Origin of the sequence: Halomonas sp. DP8Y7-3, assembly GCF_019801675.1 — a bacterium.
Classification (GTDB): Bacteria; Pseudomonadota; Gammaproteobacteria; order Pseudomonadales; family Halomonadaceae; genus Halomonas; species Halomonas litopenaei_A.
The window spans coordinates 1-19,261 of record NZ_JAHVIO010000014.1 but is presented as its reverse complement, the minus strand read 5'-3'; the positions used below and the strand labels follow the sequence as shown (position 1 = coordinate 19,261).

The 19,261-nt window shown below is 62.1% G+C and carries 11 protein-coding genes; 8 read left to right on the top strand and 3 right to left on the bottom strand.

Features of this window, described 5'->3' with window-relative positions; genetic code table 11:
• Nucleotides 1-461: 461 nt before the first annotated feature.
• Both KUV86_RS14705 and KUV86_RS14700 read left to right on the top strand, forming a co-directional pair.
• Entirely contained in the window at nt 462-1,577 is a 1,116-nt protein-coding gene (locus tag KUV86_RS14705) for an HlyD family secretion protein (protein ID WP_222485293.1), read from the top strand.
• Entirely contained in the window at nt 1,574-3,133 is a 1,560-nt protein-coding gene (locus KUV86_RS14700; RefSeq protein WP_261397657.1) for a DHA2 family efflux MFS transporter permease subunit, read from the top strand. Before KUV86_RS14705 ends, KUV86_RS14700 begins: the two co-directional genes overlap by 4 nt.
• Nucleotides 3,134-3,180: 47 nt before the next feature.
• Here KUV86_RS14700 and KUV86_RS14695 read toward each other — a convergent pair whose 3' ends face one another.
• Complete coding sequence (locus tag KUV86_RS14695) at nt 3,181-3,810, bottom strand: TetR/AcrR family transcriptional regulator (RefSeq protein ID WP_222485291.1); 630 nt, start codon at nt 3,808-3,810, stop codon at nt 3,181-3,183.
• Nucleotides 3,811-4,168: 358 nt separating this feature from the next.
• Between KUV86_RS14695 and KUV86_RS14690 the strand changes: the two genes are divergently transcribed.
• Together KUV86_RS14690 and KUV86_RS14685 are read left to right on the top strand one after the other, a co-directional pair.
• Complete coding sequence (locus KUV86_RS14690) at nt 4,169-5,356, top strand: HlyD family secretion protein (RefSeq protein ID WP_261397656.1); 1,188 nt, start codon at nt 4,169-4,171, stop codon at nt 5,354-5,356.
• Nucleotides 5,353-6,912 carry a DHA2 family efflux MFS transporter permease subunit gene (locus tag KUV86_RS14685; protein WP_315900991.1) on the top strand — a complete coding sequence of 520 codons (1,560 nt, stop codon included), beginning with the start codon at nt 5,353-5,355 and terminating at the stop codon, nt 6,910-6,912. Before KUV86_RS14690 ends, KUV86_RS14685 begins: the two co-directional genes overlap by 4 nt.
• Nucleotides 6,913-6,949: 37 nt before the next feature.
• Here the strand turns inward: KUV86_RS14685 and KUV86_RS14680 are convergent, their stop codons facing one another.
• Entirely contained in the window at nt 6,950-7,417 is a 468-nt protein-coding gene (locus KUV86_RS14680) for a DUF3592 domain-containing protein (RefSeq protein ID WP_222485289.1), read from the bottom strand.
• Nucleotides 7,418-7,468: 51 nt separating this feature from the next.
• Here KUV86_RS14680 and KUV86_RS14675 point away from each other — a divergent pair, with 51 nt between their 5' ends.
• Nucleotides 7,469-7,930: a TerB family tellurite resistance protein gene (locus KUV86_RS14675; RefSeq protein ID WP_261397655.1), complete on the top strand. Its 462-nt coding sequence runs from the start codon at nt 7,469-7,471 to the stop codon at nt 7,928-7,930.
• A gap of 275 nt (nt 7,931-8,205) precedes the next feature.
• A complete protein-coding gene (locus tag KUV86_RS14670; protein ID WP_222485669.1) occupies nt 8,206-9,528 on the top strand; it encodes an NAD(P)/FAD-dependent oxidoreductase in 1,323 nt (440 codons plus the stop codon).
• A 179-nt stretch (nt 9,529-9,707) separates the two neighbouring features.
• Here the strand turns inward: KUV86_RS14670 and KUV86_RS14665 are convergent, their stop codons facing one another.
• Nucleotides 9,708-10,238, bottom strand: coding sequence for a hypothetical protein (locus KUV86_RS14665; RefSeq protein ID WP_315900990.1), 531 nt, complete (start codon nt 10,236-10,238; stop codon nt 9,708-9,710).
• A gap of 302 nt (nt 10,239-10,540) precedes the next feature.
• Here KUV86_RS14665 and pyrC point away from each other — a divergent pair, with 302 nt between their 5' ends.
• Nucleotides 10,541-11,581, top strand: coding sequence for a dihydroorotase (gene pyrC / locus KUV86_RS14660; protein ID WP_222485287.1), 1,041 nt, complete (start codon nt 10,541-10,543; stop codon nt 11,579-11,581).
• A 517-nt stretch (nt 11,582-12,098) separates the two neighbouring features.
• A partial coding sequence (locus tag KUV86_RS14655) for a retention module-containing protein (protein ID WP_222485286.1) occupies nt 12,099-19,261 on the top strand: 7,163 nt, incomplete at its 3' end.

Here is a 19,261-nt window from a genome sequence, read left to right as displayed (position 1 = left end):
CGCTCGCCCAGCGCCATGCCATCGGCGCCACGAACAGTCCCTTATTATTAGACTCGTCTTGTGGGCTCATTTTGTAGCCCCTTTTTGTCGCCCCTATTGTTAGCGATCAGTGTGCCAATTCTGCTCAGCGAACCTCTCGCTTGGGCCGCCGCGACGTCGTTGACGTTGGCAACGGCGTATCTCTTTTCGAGCAATATCCTCCTGTTGCCCCCTCCAGTTGCTCCCTCTTGTTGCCTCCTCCAATAACCGTTGCTTACGCGCTTTACTCCATGGAGATGTCGGTAAACGTTAGAAGCATGTGACATAGCCCTCTTGCGCTCAAGTCTGGTGTCGGAATTTAGCCACAAATATGTGCTCTTTAGAACCTGTATTTTCCAGCGTGTCGCCTGGATATTGGGTTGAGTGTAGTATCAATTAGTGAATGATAAAAAAGTAAAAATAGTGTGACGCTGGGGCGTAAAATGACGACATTGTCGAGGTGGGGATTACGGGGCCTTGTGGTTGGAGTGGCGACGCTTTCAGTCTTGTGGGGGCGGCACTGGTGGCTAGTGGGGCGCTATCTAGAGAAGACGGATAATGCATACGTATATGCCAATGAAGTGTGCATCCGATCAGAACTTGTTGGCCTGGTAAGAAAGGTATCGATTGCTGACAATCAGCGCGTTCATGCTGGCGATATCTTGGTGGAACTGGATGCCACAGATGTCGAGCAGCAGCTGGCCCAGGTTCGCGCGGATGAACAAGTCGCTCGGTCACAGTTGGCCCAGGCTGGCCGCAGCATCGAACGTCAGCGTGCCGCTATCGATGAGGTGCGGGCACTGGTGTCCGCCGCAGAAATTCAGCTGGAGCAGGCGCTTAATCACCTGGAGCGCTCTCGTTCACTGGCGTCGCGTCAATACGCCTCGGAGCAGCAGCGCCAGGATGATGAGGCGAGTGTGCATATGGCGACGGCCAACCTGGCGGCACGTCGGGCGGCGCTGACGTCGGCGCAGCGTCAGTTGGACGTTGCACTGGCTGACGAACAATCGGCGGAGGCGCGAGTCGCGTCCGCTCAGGCCGCTGTAGAAGTCGCGCGGCACCAGGTGGAGAAGGCCACGCTGCGGGCTCCGCGTGATGGGGTCGTGGGTGCTATCACGGTCGAGGAGGGCGACCTGGCTCAGCCATCCTTGGCCCTGATGTATCTGGTTCCGATCGATTCGGCCTATGTGGTGGCCAACTTCAAAGAGACCCAGACCGAGCGTATGCGCATTGGTCAGCCCGTGCGCCTCCAGGTAGATGCTTATCCCGATGTCGACTTTGAGGGGGTGGTAGAAAGTCTGGCGCCAGCCACTGGAGCTCAATTCAGCCTATTACCAAGAGATAATGCGACCGGAAATTTCAACAAGATCGTGCAGCGCGTGCCGGTCAAGATTCGTCTTATCGGGCCCGGTAGGGAGTTGGGGGCGCTTCGCGCTGGGCTGTCGGTAGTGCCAGAGGTAGACACCCGAATAGTGGATGGGGACCCACTAGGCGTGCGCCTGAGAGTGGATCATCAAATGGTCATTGATGCGGGCCTGGCTCAAGAGCCTGAGGCATGAGCCAAGGTGCGATGTCGGTCCCCCAGGAGGTGGATCAGGCGAGTGAAATGCCCCCGTGGCGGCATCGGATTGGATTCATCGCTGCGGTATTCGGGATGTTCATGGCGATCTTGGATGTCCAGATTGTCGCTAGCTCGATGAATGAAATTCAAGCCGGTGTCTCGGCGAGCAGTGAAGAGATTTCTTGGGTACAAACGTCGTACCTTATCGCTGAAATCGTCATGATTCCCTTATCGGGCATGCTCACTCGCATACTGTCTACGCGGGTGGCATTTGTACTCTCCTGCATAGGTTTCACGCTGGCCAGTCTTGGCTGTGCGCTTGCCACCAGCATTGAGCAGCTTATCGTCTTGCGCGCGCTTCAGGGGTTTATGGGCGGAGCGATGATTCCGATTACCCAGGCCATAAGCTTCTCGATATTTCCACGCCGAGCCATGGGCGCAGTGCAGGCCGCTATTGGTATGGTATTGACCGTAGCACCCTCGGTGGGCCCTACCGTGGGAGGGTATATCACCGAGTTTTCAAGTTGGCATTGGTTATTTTTGGCCAATGTGATCCCCGGTGCGATTGTCAGTTGGGTCGCGTGGCGATTCCTGGATATCGACAAGGGAGATCATGGGGCCGCCCATCGTCTTGATATCTGGGGGCTGATGCTAATGGCGATTTTCCTGGGCTGTCTCCAGTATGTGCTGGAGGAGGGGCCGGGAGATGACTGGTTTGAAGATGACGTCATCCTATCGTTGTCGCTAGTTAGCGCCGTAGCGGCCGCGGGCTTCTTTTTTAGTACGTTGCGACACCGAGAGCCGATTGTGAGACTGCATGTCTTCGCGGATCGAAACTTCTCACTAGGCGCTTTTCAGGGATTCGTTGTCGGTATTGGCCTTTATGGACTGGTTTACTTGATGCCGTTGTTCTTTGGTTATGTCCGAGGGTTTTCCAGCCTGCAGATCGGTGAAATCATGGCGGTAACGGGGATTGCGATGTTCTTTACCGCACCAGTGGCCGGTCGCCTTTCTACCTCCGTTGATCTGCGGCTCATGCTATTTTTCGGCTTCGTGCTGGTCGGTATCGCCATCATCATGAATGCGTGTCTGACGGCGGAGGCGGGATTCGAGCAATTCTTCTGGCCTCAGGTGCTACGTGGCGTGGGCCTGATCTTCTGTATTATTCCGGTGTCACGTATTGCATTGGGGACGCTGCCAAAGGCTGAAGTGGGCAATGCCAGTGGGCTGGTCAGTGCTGTACGTAACCTGGGAGGGGCTGTGGGTCTGGCGCTGGTGGATACGATTCGTGATTTTCGCGAAGACTATCATTGGTCTCATCTGATCGCAGCGGTGTCCCAGGGTCGCGAGCCCGTCATTGAACGTCTCGACGGTTATGAGAGGATGCTGACAGGGCATTCGGCAAATCCCATGCAGGCATCCGTGGATCTCATCAGTGATGTCGTCGCAAGGGAGGCTCAAGTACTGGCGTTCAATGACATCTTTCTGTGGCTTGGCTGCTTGTATCTTGCCTGTGCTCCTCTGGTATTTCTGTTGAGGCGTGCTGTGAACTGAAGACGCTGGTTGCTGTGCCACTCGACGGCAACGAGTGCCCCTGGGACCTACTGGCCGCCGAGCCCGCCGAGGAACAGCTGGGTGCACAGGCGAGCGCGCTCGTCCCTGGCCTGGGCATCGAGCTGGGGCGGGCGACCCACCAGGGAGTCGAGCATCCACTCGCCCAGTACCATGCCGGTAAAGATGCCGGCGGCGGCGCGCGGGTCCTTGACCGTCAGTCGACCTCGCTGATGCTGGGCGTTGAGGTAGTCGGCCAGTTCGCGGCGGGTGCGGTCGGGGCCGTGGTCGAGAAACAGTGCGCCAAGATCCGGGGTGCGTTCGGCCTCGGCAGCGATGCCACGAATCAGGCGGATGTTGGCGGCGGGCAGGGCCAGGTCCATGAGGTCGCGGGCGAGTTCCGTCAGCACCTCTTCCGGCGGTCGCTCGCCGGCCTGACCCAGGCGACTCCACACGCTGGAGGCCTGGGCCTCCATCGACGCCACGAACAGCCCCTCCTTGTTGCCGAACAGCTTGTAGAGCGTGCTCAGCGACCCTCCCGCTCGGGCCACGATATCGTTGACGCTGGCACCGGCGTATCCCTTATCGAGAAAGACCTCCCTGGCGGCCGCCAACAGGCGCTGTCTGCGGGCTTCTCCGCGTGGGGTAAAGCCCTGATGGGCTGAGTCGTTGACCGACATCTGCTCGTCCTCTTGCTGATGATATCCCGCCGTCCGATGGCTGGGTTCTGCTCACGTTACCCGCTTGCTTATACCTGCTGACTGACACCGGCGTACTGATATCCGCTTCATTGCCCCGCTTCCTATCCCCGTTTCGTGCTGCGGTATAAGCCCCGGTCTCGCGGACCTCGCCCTTGTTGCTGCTGTTGTTGATGTTACCGATGCCGATGCTGGCGAATGGTCCAGCCACCGGAGACAGCAGCGGGGTGATCGACGCAAAAAGCACCGCGACGTAAAAGTGTAGCATGCGCTACACTAATGCGGTTCATGAATTTGCGCTGTCGAGGGCCGTGCCTTGCAGCCCCCTCCCGGTGCTTCGATGAAGAAGCGTGTGGGTCGACGCAGGCGGCAACCAGACAAGCGTAAGACCGGGTACGTGGGGGACGAGATGACGCGTGGCAAGAAGGCAATCGTGGCACTGGCCGGGCTGATGGCCTTGGTGGCGCTGATCTGGTGGGGCAAGAGCTGGTGGTCGACGGGCCGTTACCTGGAAGAAACGGATAATGCCTACGTGCATGCAGATGCGGTCAGTCTGCGCGCTGAACTATCGGCGTTGATCCGGGAGCTGCCGGTGATGGATAACCAGCAGGTGCGCGCCGGTGATGTTCTGGTGAAGCTGGATGATACCGACGTCAAGCAGCAGCTGGCCCAGGCCCTGGCGGACCAGCAGGTGGCTCGTTCCCAGCAGGTCCAGGCCAGCCGACAGATCGAACGACAGCGTGCGGCCATCGAAGAGGCGCAGGCCCAGGTGGTTTCTGCCGAGGCGCAGCATGCCCAGGCGCTTCGTCATCTGGAGCGCTCGCGCTCGCTGGCGTCACGCCAGTACGCCTCGGAGCAGCAACAGCAGGACGATGAAGCCAGCGTCAACGTGGCCGCGGCCACCCTGGCGGCACGCCGGGCGGCACTGACCTCGGCCCAGCGACAGCTGGACGTTGCGCTGGCCGACGAACAGGCGGCGCAGGCGCGTGTCGTATCCGCACAGGCGGCAGTGGAGGTCGCCCGACACCAGCTGTCAAAGGCGACGCTGCGGGCCCCGCGCGATGGCGTTGTCGGTGCCATCACCGCGGAGGTCGGGGATCTGGCGCAGCCCTCGCTGACCCTGATGCACCTGGTGCCGGTCGAGTCGGCCTACGTGGTGGCCAACTTCAAGGAGACCCAGACGGAGCGCATGCGCATTGGTCAGCCGGTGCGACTGGCGGTCGATGCCTATCCCCAGGTGCATTTCGAGGGGGTGGTCGACAGCCTGGCGCCGGCGACGGGGTCCCAGTTCAGTCTGCTGCCCCAGGACAATGCCACCGGCAACTTCAACAAGATCGTGCAGCGGGTGCCGGTCAAGATTCGACTGACCGGTCCTGAACAGGCACTGGGCGTACTGCGTGCGGGGTTGTCTGTGGTGCCTGAAGTCGACACCCGCTCCCTGGACGGTGATCCCTTGGGTGCGCGGCACCAGGCCGAGCGTGAGCAGACGCCCCCGGTAGCGGCGACGCTGGCAGGGCCAGGCGCGTGAGTCAGTCCCCAGCGCTTGCCTCCGCGGCGCCTTCGGGCGCCGATGAACTGCCCCCCTGGCCTCAGCGTATTGGCTTTATTGCAGCGGTATTCGGCATGTTCATGGCGATTCTGGATATCCAGATCGTGGCCAGCTCGCTGAACGAGATTCAAGCCGGCGTTGCCGCCAGCAGTGAGGAGATCTCCTGGGTCCAGACGTCCTACCTGATCGCCGAGATCATCATGATTCCGCTGTCCGGGATGCTGACCCGGATTCTCTCGACGCGGGTGGCCTTTGTGCTGTCCAGCGTCGGCTTCACCCTGGCAAGCCTGGGATGCGCCCTGGCGACCAGCATCGAACAGCTCGTCATCTTGCGGGCACTGCAGGGCTTTCTTGGCGGGGCGATGATCCCGATCACTCACGCCATCAGCTTCTCGATCTTTCCGCGTCGGATGATGGGCGCCGTTCAAGCCGTGATCGGCATGGTGGTGACCATGGCGCCGTCGGTGGGGCCCACGGTGGGGGGCTACATCACGGAGATCGCCAGTTGGCATTGGCTGTTTCTGGCTAACGTGATTCCAGGTGTGCTGGTCAGTTGGGCGGCGTGGCGCTTCTTGGATATCGACAAGGGCGACCGCAGCGCGGCCAGGCGTCTGGACGTGCTGGGGCTGGCGCTGATGGCGGTGTTTCTGGGGTGCCTTGAGTACGTGCTGGAAGAGGGCCCCGGGGATGACTGGTTCGATGATCACCTGATCCTGATGCTCTCGCTGACCTGTGGCCTGGCCGCCATCGGCTTCTTTGTGCGCACGCTGCGCCATCGGTATCCGATTGTGGGCCTGCACGCGTTTGCTAACCGCAACTTTGCGCTGGGCGCCGGCCAGGGATTTGTGATCGGCATCGCCCTGTACGGGCTGGTCTACCTGATGCCGCTGTTCTTTGGTTATGTGCGCGGCTTTTCCAGCCTGCAGATCGGTCAGGTCATGTTCGTGACCGGGGTGGCGATGTTCTTCACCGCACCCTTGGCCGGTCGGCTGTCGGGCAGCGTTGACCTGCGCGTGCTGATGTTTGTGGGCTTTGTGCTGGTGGGGACGGGCTCGATCATGAACGCCTGCCTGACGTCAGAGTCCGGGTTCGAGCAGTTCTTCTGGCCGCAGATCGTGCGCGGGGTGGGGCTGATCCTGTGCATCATTCCGGCCTCGCGCATTGCGCTGGGAACCTTGCCGCGTGAAGAAGTGGGCAATGCCAGCGGGCTGTTCAACGTCATGCGCAACCTTGGTGGGGCGGTCGGTCTGGCGCTGATGGACACTGTGCGCGACATCCGCGAGGACTATCATTGGAGCCAGCTGATCGGTGCAGTAAATGAGGGGCGTGGTGTCGTGCTTGAGCGGTTGCAGGGATACGAGAGCTTGCTGGCCGGTCATGTGGCGGATCCGCAGCAGAGCGCGCTGGCGCTGGTCGGGCAGACGGTGGCGCGTGAAGCCCAGGTACTGGCGTTCAATGACATCTTCTTGTGGCTGGGTGCCCTCTACCTGCTTTGCGCGCCGGTGGTCCTACTGGTTCGGCGGCCAGAAGCCTGAGCCGCCACTTGCGAGCATTGCCTGGGGCTCGACAGGGTCAGGTCTTGGTCGTGTAAAGCGCGAAGGCGCCTAGGCTTGCCATCAGCAGGAATCCCGCCAGGCCCAGGCGTCCCCAGGGCAGGCTGGCCGTGCCTAGGTGGATGATGGACGGGTCTCTAGGCGAATAGCGCACCGTTATTTGACTGCCGACTGGGTAGGCCGCCAGGTAGGCCTCAGCGTCCTCGAGGCGTTCGAAGGAGGGAACGCCATCAAAGCCACTGTTGTCGGAAGTTACAAGGCGACCCTCGAGTTGGCCTTCGACGGCCACGCGTGCCAGATATCGCTTGGCCTGTTCATCCCGCTCGCGCTGATGGCGCTGTGCTTCGGCCAGTCTGACGCCGGTGTCGGTGACGGTGACCTGGGCGCTGGGCCAGCGGTTGACGTCCCGCACCTTCCAGGCCCCGACGGCTGCAACAATGGCGCCAATCAGGGCAGCGAGTGACACGATCAGCAGCGGATGAGGCATGGCGGTATCCTGCTAAGACATTGAGATGGTGGTACAGGCAAGGAGATAACGATGACGATGATGGCCTCCCTGAGGAATTGGATCAACGATGTGGCGCAGCCGGAACACGCCCAGGCAGACGTCGACCTGTCCTTGGCCACGGCGGTTCTGCTGTGTGAGGTGGTGCGGGCAGACTATCGCATGGATGACAGCGAGATCGCGCTGATGCGCGAGCAGCTGCAGCAGCGCTTTGAGCTGGACCCGGCAGCGTTGGACGAGCTGATGACGTTGGCCCGCCAGGAAGCGGAAACGGCCGTTGACCATCACCGTTTTGTGCGTGAGCTGAGAGACCGAACCGGGTATCAGGAGCGGGTCGCCCTGGTGCAGCAGATGTGGGCGCTGGCCTTTGCCGATGGCGAGAAGGACGCCCTGGAAGAACATCGCATTCGTGCCCTGGCCGAGTTGCTGCATGTCAGCCACGGCGATTTTGTGCGTACCCGTATCGCCGAGGAAAATCGCGCCGCGGTGCGGTGATCAAGGTATGGACGCCTGTATCAACCGAACCTGAGCAGCGACGGCGTGGATAAGCTCAAGCGCGCTTGGTTTTTTCGTTTTCGGGGTCTCTCGTTTACGGGGTCTTTTGCTTTCAGGTCTGTCGTTTACAGGTCTGTCGCTCGCAGGTCTTTCATTTACAGGTCTGTCGCTTGCATGGTCTGTCGATAGCGTTATCGTCGGTCGGAGAAATTGTAGTGGGTGAGACTGGCTTTTGTGACAGGTACACTGGATCATCCTGTTGAACGCGATCAGGGATAGTAAAGTTTTCTGATTCAGCCAGTGCGAGTCGAGACAAGGAGACGCAGATGTCGCGCAAGATGGTGGTAGTGGGTGCTGGGATGGTGGGCGTGTCCGTTGCTTGGCATCTGAGTCAGCGAGGTCATCAGGTGACCCTGGTGGACCGTCGCGAGCCGGGGCGTGAGACGTCCTATGGCAATGCCGGCATCATCCAGCGCGAGGCGGTTCGGCCCTATGCGTTTCCTCGCGACCTCGGCACGCTGCTGCGGGTGGCTCCGAATCGGCAGATCGATATCCGCTACCGCCCAGGTGCGATGATGGCCAACGCGGGTACCTTGTTGAAGTACTGGCAGCACTCAGCGCCGGCGCGGTATGAGCGAATTGTGCCTGAGTACGCGTCCTTGATTTCAGGCTGTCTTGACGCCCATGCCGCCATGATTGCGGCATCTGGCGCTGAGGAGTTGATTCGTCGCGACGGTTGGCTGGAGGTGTATCGCAGCGAGGCCGAACTGACGGCTCGGTATGCCCAGGCTCAGGCCGATGCGCAGCGCTTCGGGATTCTCTTCAAACGACTCGACAGAGCGGAACTTGCCCAGTTGGAACCCGGCCTGGCGCGCGGCGCTGGCAACGACAAGGGGCTGGCCGGGGCCATTCACTGGCTGGACCCCTGGACGGTGGCCAGCCCGGGGGATCTGGTCGCTGCTTACGCACGGGCCTTTGTCGAGTCCGGGGGCGAGATTGTGCAGGCCAATGTGGACGCCGTGGAGCGCACTGGCCAAGCCTGGCGGGTGTCACTGGGTGGCGGTGCAGTCAGCCGCCAGCTGGACGCTGACGGTCTGGTCATGGCGCTGGGGCCCTGGACGCAGGAGTGGATGACGGCCTTGGGCTTGAGGATTCCGCTGTTCGTCAAGCGCGGGTACCACATGCACTATGCCCAGCCTGACGAGCGGGCGCTCGGTCACTGGGTCATGGACGCCGAGGTCGGCTATCTGCTGGCGCCGATGCGCCAGGGCGTGCGCTTGACCACCGGGGCCGAGCTGGAGCGGCTGGAGGCGCCGGCGCACCTTGACCAGCTGGAGGCGGCGGAGCGCAAGGCGAGGGAACTCTTCCCCCTGGGGCAGCGGCTGGAGTCCACGCCCTGGAAGGGTGCCAGGCCCTGCACGCCAGACATGAAGCCAGTGATTGGCCCGGTGCCGGGACAGGATGGCCTGTGGCTGGCCTGTGGTCATGGCCATCAGGGCTTCACGCTGGGACCTGTTACCGGCAAGCTGCTGACCCAGCTGATCGAGGGGGAGCTGGCGGATATCGACATGACACCCTTCAGGGTCGATCGTTTCTAACACGCTGTCCTGTTCAGAATGTAAAAGGGCCACGATGTTCGTGGCCCTTCTCCTCTTCACCGCTTCCTTCTCACCGTTTCCTTCTCACCGCTTTGCGGTCTTTCGTCTGGCGCTCTCGCTTTTCAGGCAAAAGCCTACAAGGGCTGCGTGAGGTGGCGTTGTCATGGTGAGGGGCGGGTTCAGGTGTTGTCTTTCTGCGGTTCGGCGGTTGTTGATTCGCCGGAAGTGGGGGGCAATGCGCTGGCGCTTGCAGTACTCACGTCAGGGTTGCTGTCAGCGTCGTCATCGCTGCGCTCGCCACGGCGTTCAGCGATGGACCTGGCAAGCAATTTCATCAGCAGGGTGACGAGAAAGACCAACCAGCTGGCGGTGGCCAGGACGTTGAACAGCAGCATCTTCTGCGCGCCGCTCAATGGCGTGATCAGGTGATCGATGACGATGGCAAACAGAAATGCCAGGTTCAGCGGTAGCGCCAGAATATGCATCCACATCTCGGTGCGCCGCTTGCGCACGTGATAGCGGCTCAGCATGACGCGCACCGGGCGATGCACAAAGCTCAGCAGGATCATGGTGCCCAGTATCAGCAGGGCAGCCAGTGCCGGCTCGGCGCTATCGATATGCAGTGATACGCTGATCGACCAATACAGCATCAACCACATCAGTCCCGCCAGGGTGGCGACCAGGTCGGCGTAGTGACGTACCTTGGGCATTGAGCTCTCGCTAGGGCTAGTCGGTAAAAACGGGGCGCAGGGGGTTCCTGGGTGACAGGCGAGGCCTATTGATTGGCCCTGAATGCCTCGTTCACTCTTCATGGCCACCTGGATGGCCACTGCCTTGTTCCGCGTCTTGTGTCGGCCTGTCCTGCCGGCGCCTTTCGCCTGTCAGGATAGTGCTCGCAGGAGACACTTGCGCATGATACGCGAAATATCCTGCTTTTGTGGCGATGAGCGGAGGTCGATCGCTTTGCGGTATACTGCGCGCGACCTTGAACCACTCGATGACAGGACAACAAGTGACTTCCATTACCTTGACCCGCCCGGATGACTGGCACCTTCACCTGCGCGATGGCGTCGCGCTTGAGTCAGTGGTAGCGGACACCGCGCGCCAAATGGGGCGTGCCATCATCATGCCCAACCTCAAGCCGCCGGTGACAGTGCTGGAGCAGGCGCTGGCCTACCGCGAGCGTATTCTGGCGGCGCTGCCGCAAGGTAGCCAGTTCGAGCCGTTGATGACGCTGTATCTGACTGACCGTACCACGGCGGAAGATATCGAGCTGGCCTGGGCTAGCGGCAAGGTACAGGCGGTCAAGCTGTATCCGGCAGGGGCCACCACCAATTCTGATTCAGGTGTGACCGACCTGAAGCATTGCGACGAAGCGGTGGCCACCATGGCTCGTCTGGGCATGCCGCTGCTGGTGCATGGCGAGGTGACAGATCACGAGATCGATATCTTTGACCGGGAGAAGGTCTTTATCGACCGGGTGATGAAGCCGCTGCTGTCACGCCACCCTGAGCTCAAGGTGGTGTTTGAGCACATTACCACCGCCGATGCGGCGAGCTTTGTGGCCCAGGCCCCGGCCAATGTGGGGGCAACCATCACCGCCCATCACTTGCTGTATAACCGCAACCATATGCTGGTGGGCGGGATTCGTCCTCACTATTACTGCCTGCCGATCCTCAAGCGTGAGCGTCACCGTGAGGCATTGATCGAGGCAGCGACTTCTGGCGACACCAGCTTCTTCCTGGGCACCGATAGCGCTCCTCACGCTCGCCACGACAAGGAGAGCGACTGCGGTTGCGCCGGCGCTTACACAGCGTTGACCGCGATCGAGCTGTACGCGACAGCATTCGAGCAGGCCGGGGCGCTTGATCGCCTCGAGGGTTTTGCCAGTCACCACGGCTCGGATTTCTATGGGCTGCCACGCAACGCAGATCGCATTACCCTGGACAAGACCGAGTGGCAGGTGCCTGCCGAGCTGCCCTTCGGCGAAGGGAAGAGCCTGGTCCCGCTGCGTGCCGGTGAAACCCTTGGATGGAAGATGCGGGAGCAGTGATCTTCTCGCTGTCGTTGGCCTGGTGCTGGCGATGAAGTGATCAGAAGACGACTGAACGCGCGGTACATCGCGTGTTCCGGCCAAAATGGCGCGCCCTCAGGGGCGCGCTTTTTTTATGCGCATAGTTTTCCCGCTAAGGCCTGGCATTCGGGCCGAAACAGGATCACGAGACATAAATTGTTGTACGTGGTGCGCTGCGTTGTACATGAAAAATGCAGCAGGCGACATCGCTGACGGTGGGGCAAGCCAACAAGCTAGTACCAGAGGTCGGGGGAGTTTTTGTGCAGTCTGGCTTTTCTCATAACGCGGATATTTTTGTAAGCCCGCTAATAGACGTGAAAAAGCAATAGCATAGGAGAGGAAAAAGGGGAAGACGGGGTGGTGGAGAAAAAGAGGTAGCTCATTGTCCTCTGGTACAGTATTGAGATATCTCGTGCGCATGTAATGTCGTATCTGCACAACTGTATGCGTGCACCAAAAATTATACAGCCCCCAAACGCTATAGAGAGACGCCCCTATGATCATTGCCACCGTCGTTCAGCTTGTTGGTCAAGCTTGGGCCCGTGACGCAGAAGGTAACCTGAGAGCCCTGGCAGAGGGTGACCAGCTTCGCGAGGGCGAGGTGGTGATTACCGGCAATGGGGCGCGCGTCAGGCTCGAACAGGTGGACGGTGCGCCCCTGGTCGAGATGGAGAGCAATGCTCAGATTCTGCTGACTCAAGATGTCGCTGAAGGCAGTGGCGAAGGCGAGCAAGCGCCGGTACTCGAGGACCCTGACGTCGCCAGGGTGCTGGCGCTGCTGGAAGAAAGCGATGGGGATCTGCTGGATATCCTGGAAGCACCGGCTGCGGGGGCTGCTGGTGGCGCTGGGGTTGAAGGCGGGCATGATTTCGTGCGTCTGCTGCGTATTGTTGAGGAAGTGACGCCGCTGTCATTCGAGTATGGCTACCAGCGAGTAGACGAGGAGCTTCCTCAGCAAGAGGGCGGCGGCTCAGACGACGTTGATGAACCGGTCACGTTGACAGGCTTGGACGGCCCGCAGGGGGGCACTGGCGGTGCCGTGGGCACTGGCGGCGCAGCCGTTGGCTTTGCATCCGCTGAGCAGACCGTCAGCGAGTCCGGGCTTGCCTCAGGTAGCTCGCCCGCTACCGGCAGTATCGTCAGTGGCAGCTTTGGCGTCAGTGCGCCCGACGGTTTGACCTCCATCACGGTGGGCTCCAGTGGTCCGATCAGCCTGGACCGGCTGAATGGACTTGCCGGTAATCCGTTGGTCATCAATACCCCCCATGGCACCCTGACGCTGACCGGTTATACTGGCGGAACCACGGGTGGCACCGTCAGCTATACCTTCGAGCTCACCACGCCGGTCGATAATGACAGCGCGGATGGCGCCACCGGTGACGGCCTTGTAGAGAGCATCGTGATCACTGCCACGGATACCGATGGCAGCACCACCAGCGGCTTTCTCGATATCGCGATTCTCGATGATGCTCCTCAGGCCTTCGACGATACCGCCGAGACCCAGGAAGACACCCCGATCACCTACAACGTGCTGGCTAACGACGTTGAAGGCGCGGACGGTGCAACACTCACCACTGCGACGTTGCGTGACCCGAGTCAGGGCAGCGTATCGATCAATGCCGCGGGGGATGTGACCTTTACCCCGGCACCGGGCTTCGAAGGCGAGGCGCTGATCGATTACACCATCACCGATGCCGATGGTGACACCAGCGACGCGGTGTTCAGCGTCACGGTGGCGGAAGACTCCACGCCGACCATCAGCGTGCCGGATGAATCCCCGAGCACCGAAGGCGGCCAGTTCACCGTCAGCGAAGCGGGCCTGCCTGGCGGCAGCGCCGCGGGCGACGGCAGCCAGACCACCAGCGGCACGCTGCCCATCACCACCGGTGGTGACAGCCTGGCCTCGTTGGTGATCAACGGCGTTAACGTCACCGCTGGCGGCACCGTAGTGGGCGACTTCGGCACGTTGACCGTTAGCGTCTCCGACGCTGGCGACTACAGCTGGAGCTACACCCTCGACGGCAGCACCGAGGATCACACCAGCCAGGGCACCGGCAGCGATGACCTGGCGGATCAGTTCGCCATCACGGCGACGGACAGCGACGGCGACGAGGCCTCCACCGACCTGACCATCCAGGTGCAGGACGACGTGCCGGTGGCGGTGAATGACAGCGCCAATACCGCGGAAGACACGCCGATCACCTATAACGTGCTGGACAATGACACCCAGGGCGTGGATGGAGCGAGCGTCTCCGCGGCGACCCTGCGCAATCCCAGCCAGGGCAGTGTGTCCTTCAACAGCGACACCGGTGAGGTGACCTTTACCCCGGCGCCGGGCTTCGAAGGCGAGGCGCTGATCGACTACACCATCACCGATGCCGATGGTGATACCAGCGACGCGGTATTCAGCGTCACTGTGGCGGAAGACTCCACGCCGACCATCAGCGTGCCGGATGACTCCCCGAGTACCGAAGGTGGCCAGTTCACGGTCAGCGAAGCTGGCCTGCCTGGCGGTAGTGCCGCGGGCGACGGCAGCCAGACCACCAGCGGCACGCTGCCTATCACCACCGGTGGTGACAGCCTGGCCTCGTTGGTGATCAACGGCATTAATGTCACCGCTGGCGGCACCGTGGTGGGCGACTTCGGCACGTTGACCGTCAGCGTCTCCGACGCCGGCGACTACAGCTGGAGCTACACCCTCGACGGCAGCACCCAGGATCACACCAGCCAGGGCACCGGCAGCGATGACCTGGCAGATCAGTTCGCGATTACGGCGACGGACAGCGACGGCGACGAAGCCTCCACCGACCTGACCATCCAGGTACAGGACGATGTGCCGGTGGCGGTGAATGACAGCGCCAATACCGCGGAAGACACCCCGATCACCTATAACGTGCTGGGCAATGACACCCAGGGCGTGGATGGAGCGAGCGTCTCTACGGCGACCCTGCGCAATCCCAGCCAGGGCAGTGTGTCCTTCAACAGCGACACCGGTGAGGTGACCTTTACCCCGGCGCCGGGCTTCGAAGGCGAAGCGCTGATCGACTACACCATCACCGACGCCGATGGTGATACCAGCGACGCGGTATTCAGCGTCACGGTGGCGGAAGACTCCACGCCGACCATCAGCGTGCCGGATGACTCCCCGAGCACCGAAGGCGGCCAGTTCACCGTCAGCGAAGCGGGCCTGCCTGGCGGCAGCGCCGCGGGCGACGGCAGCCAGACCACCAGCGGCACGCTGCCCATCACCACCGGTGGTGACAGCCTGGCCTCACTGGTCATCAACGGCGTCAACGTCACCGCTGGCGGCACCGTGGTGGGCGACTTCGGCACGCTGACCGTCAGCGTCTCCGACGCCGGCGACTACAGCTGGAGCTACACCCTCGACGGCAGCACCCAGGATCACACCAGCCAGGGTACCGGCAGCGATGACCTGGCGGATCAGTTCGCCATCACGGCGACAGACAGCGACGGCGACGAGGCCTCCACCGACCTGACCATCCAGGTACAGGACGACGTGCCGGTGGCGGTGAATGACAGCGCCAATACCGCGGAAGACACCCCGATCACCTATAACGTGCTGGGCAATGACACCCAGGGCGTGGATGAAGCGAGCGTCTCTGCGGCGACCCTGCGCACTCCCAGCCAGGGCAGTGTGTCCTTCAACGGCGACACCGGTGAGGTGACCTTTACCCCGGCGCCGGGCTTCGAAGGCGAAGCGCTGATCGACTACACCATCACCGATGCCGACGGTGATACCAGCGACGCGGTATTCAGCGTCACTGTGGCGGAAGACTCCACGCCGACCATCAGCGTGCCGGATGACTCCCCGAGCACCGAAGGCGGCCAGTTCACCGTCAGCGAAGCGGGCCTGCCTGGCGGCAGCGCCGCGGGCGACGGCAGCCAGACCACCAGCGGCACGCTGCCTATTACCACCGGTGGTGACAGCCTGGCCTCACTGGTCATCAACGGCGTTAACGTCACCGCTGGCGGCACCGTGGTAGGCGACTTCGGCACGCTGACCGTCAGCGTCTCCGACGCCGGCGACTACAGCTGGAGCTACACCCTTGACGGCAGCACCGAGGATCACACCAGCCAGGGCACCGGCAGCGATGACCTGGCGGATCAGTTCGCCATCACGGCCACTGACAGCGACGGCGACGAAGCCTCCACCGACCTGACCATCCAGGTGCAGGACGACGTGCCGGTGGCGGTAAATGACAGCGCCAATACCGCGGAAGACACCCCGATCACCTATAACGTGCTGGACAATGACACCCAGGGCGTGGATGGAGCAACGCTGACCGCAGCAACGTTGCGTGACCCGAGCCAGGGCAGCGTATCGATCAATGCCGCGGGGGATGTGACCTTTACCCCGGCACCGGGCTTCGAAGGCGAGGCGCTGATCGACTACACCATCACCGATGCCGATGGTGACACCAGCGACGCGGTGTTCAGCGTCACCGTGGCGGAAGACTCCACGCCGACCATCAGCGTGCCGGATGACTCCCCGAACACCGAAGGCGGCCAGTTCACGGTCAGCGAAGCTGGCCTGCCTGGCGGCAGCGCTGCGGGCGACGGCAGCCAGACCACCAGCGGCACGCTGCCCATCACCACCGGTGGTGACAGCCTGGCCTCGTTGGTGATCAACGGCGTTAACGTCACCGCTGGCGGCACCGTAGTGGGCGACTTCGGCACGTTGACCGTCAGCGTCTCCGACGCTGGCGACTACAGCTGGAGCTACACCCTCGACGGCAGCACCGAGGATCACACCAGCCAGGGCACCGGCAGCGATGACCTGGCAGATCAGTTCGCCATCACGGCCACTGACAGCGACGGCGACGAAGCCTCTACCGACCTGACCATCCAGGTGCAGGATGACGTACCGGTGGCGGTGAATGACAGCGCCAATACCGCGGAAGACACCCCGATCACCTATAACGTGCTGGACAATGACACCCAGGGCGTGGATGGAGCGAGCGTCTCCGCGGCGACCCTACGTAATCCCAGCCAGGGTAGTGTGTCCTTCAACAGTGAAACCGGTGAGGTGACCTTTACCCCGGCGCCGGGCTTCGAAGGCGAGGCGCTGATCGACTACACCATCACCGATGCCGATGGTGACACCAGCGACGCGGTATTCAGCGTCACGGTGGCGGAAGATTCCACCCCGACCATCAGCGTGCCGGATGACTCCCCGAGCACCGAAGGCGGCCTGTTCACGGTCAGCGAGGCGGGCCTGGCGGGCGGCAGTGCCGCGGGCGACGGCAGCCAGACCACCAGCGGCACACTGCCCATTACCACCGGTGGTGACAGCCTGGCCTCGTTGGTCATCAACGGCGTTAACGTTACCGCTGGCGGCACCGTGGTGGGCGACTTCGGCACGCTGACCGTCAGCGTCTCCGACGCTGGCGACTACAGCTGGAGCTACACCCTCGACGGCAGCACCGAGGATCACACCAGCCAGGGCACCGGCAGCGATGATCTGGCAGATCAGTTCGCCATCACGGCCACTGACAGCGACGGCGACGAAGCCTCTACCGACCTGACCATCCAGGTGCAGGACGATGTGCCGGTGGCGGTGAATGACAGTGCCAGCGTGGCCGAGGACACTGCACAGGCCATCTCTGGCAATGTGCTGGCCAATGACACGACCGGTGCCGACAGCTCCACAGCGCAGCCCGCGACGGTCGCCCTGGATAGCCCCAACGCCACAGGCGAGTTTGGCACTCTGACCCTGAACAGCGATGGCAGCTGGAGCTACACGCTCAACAACAGCGATGCCCGTGTGCAGGCGCTTAGCGGCGACGAAACGCTGACCGAGACCTTTGCCTACACCCTGACCGATGCCGACGGCGACACCTCTCCGGCGACGCTGACCATTACGGTCACCGCCACCGATGATGGTGTGAGCCTGGGCGGCTTGGCCACCGAAGGTGGTGACGTCCAGGTCAGTGAAGCCAACCTGGCGGATGGCAGCGCGGCAGACAGCAGTGCGCTGACCCGCGGCGGCAGTTTCACTTTCACCAGCGTGGATGGTGTGGCCAGCGTTCAGGTAGGGGATCAGTCACTGACGCTGAACCAGCTGCAAGGTCTGTCCACGACCAACCCGGTGGTGGTCGACACGGCCTATGGCAGCCTGTCCCTGACCGGCTTCGACGGAGATGCTGCCGGCGGCACGGTGAGCTACAGCTACACCCTGGATACCCGCGTCGACAACGATAGCCAGGACGGCGCCACCGATAGCGGCTTCACCGAAACGGTGGGGCTGGTAGTGACGGATGATAACGGTAGCGCGTCCAGCGGCAGTCTTCGTATTGCCATTACGGATGATGCGCCGTCGGCGAGCGATGACCGTGCCAGCGTGGCCGAGGACACTGCACAGGCCATCTCTGGCAACGTGCTGGCCAATGACACGACCGGTGCCGACAGTTCCACAGCGCAGCCCGCAACGGTCGCCCTGGATAGCCCCAGCGCCACAGGCGAGTTTGGCACCCTGACCCTGAACAGCGATGGCAGCTGGAGCTATACGCTCAACAACAGCGATGCCCGTGTGCAGGCGCTTAGCGGTGACGAAACGCTGACCGAGACCTTTGCCTACACCCTGACCGATGCCGACGGCGACACCTCTCCGGCGACGCTGACCATCACGGTTACCGCCACCGATGATGGCGTGAGCCTGAGCGGCTTGGCGGCTGATGGTGGCGACGTCCAGGTCAGTGAAGCCAACCTGGCGGATGGCAGTGCGGCAGACAGCAGTGCGCTGACCCGCGGCGGCAGCTTCACCTTCACCAGCGTGGATGGTGTGGCCAGCGTCCAGGTAGGGGATCAGTCACTGACGCTGAACCAGCTGCAAGGTCTGTCCACGACCAACCCGGTGGTGGTCGATACGGCCTATGGCAGCCTGTCCCTGACCGGCTTCGACGGAGACGCTGCCGGCGGTACGGTGAGCTACAGCTACACCCTTGATACCCGCGTCGACAACGATAGCCAGGACGGCGCCACCGATAGCGGCTTCACCGAAACGGTGGGGCTGGTAGTGACGGACGATAACGGTACCCGTGGTCAGGCCAGTATCAATATTGCGATCACCGATGATAGCCCGTCGCTGCAGATCGGCGACTCCACTGAGCCTGGCACCGCGACAGTGGTGGAAGGTCAGAGCGTCGATGGCAGCTGGACCACTGATGCCGGTGCCGATGGTGCCACCGTTACCGTGACCGTGGGAGGTGACTCCCTAGTTCTGGGTAGCGCAGCGGATTCCACGGTGTCCTTCGACCTGACCGAAGGCACTCTGACCGTTGGCCGCGATGGCAGCTGGACCTTCGAGGCCAACAACAACCTCGACCAGGCAGAGAACCCGTCGGTCAACTTCACCATCGAGACCGTCGATAGCGATGGTGATACCGCCTCCGATAGCCACACCGTCACCATTACCGATGGTACCGGCCCGACGGTCACCGTTACCGACAGCGATCCGGCGAGCACCAACGCCGCGGTGTCCCTGGATGATGCTGACACTGAAGGCGACGCTTCCTCTACAGACGTGGCCAGCCTGACCTTTACCGCGGGCAGTGATGCGATTGCCAGCATCGGCTTTGGCAGCACAGATAATATTGATGTCGATGGCCTTAATGGCACCCTGACCTGGACGCTGACCTC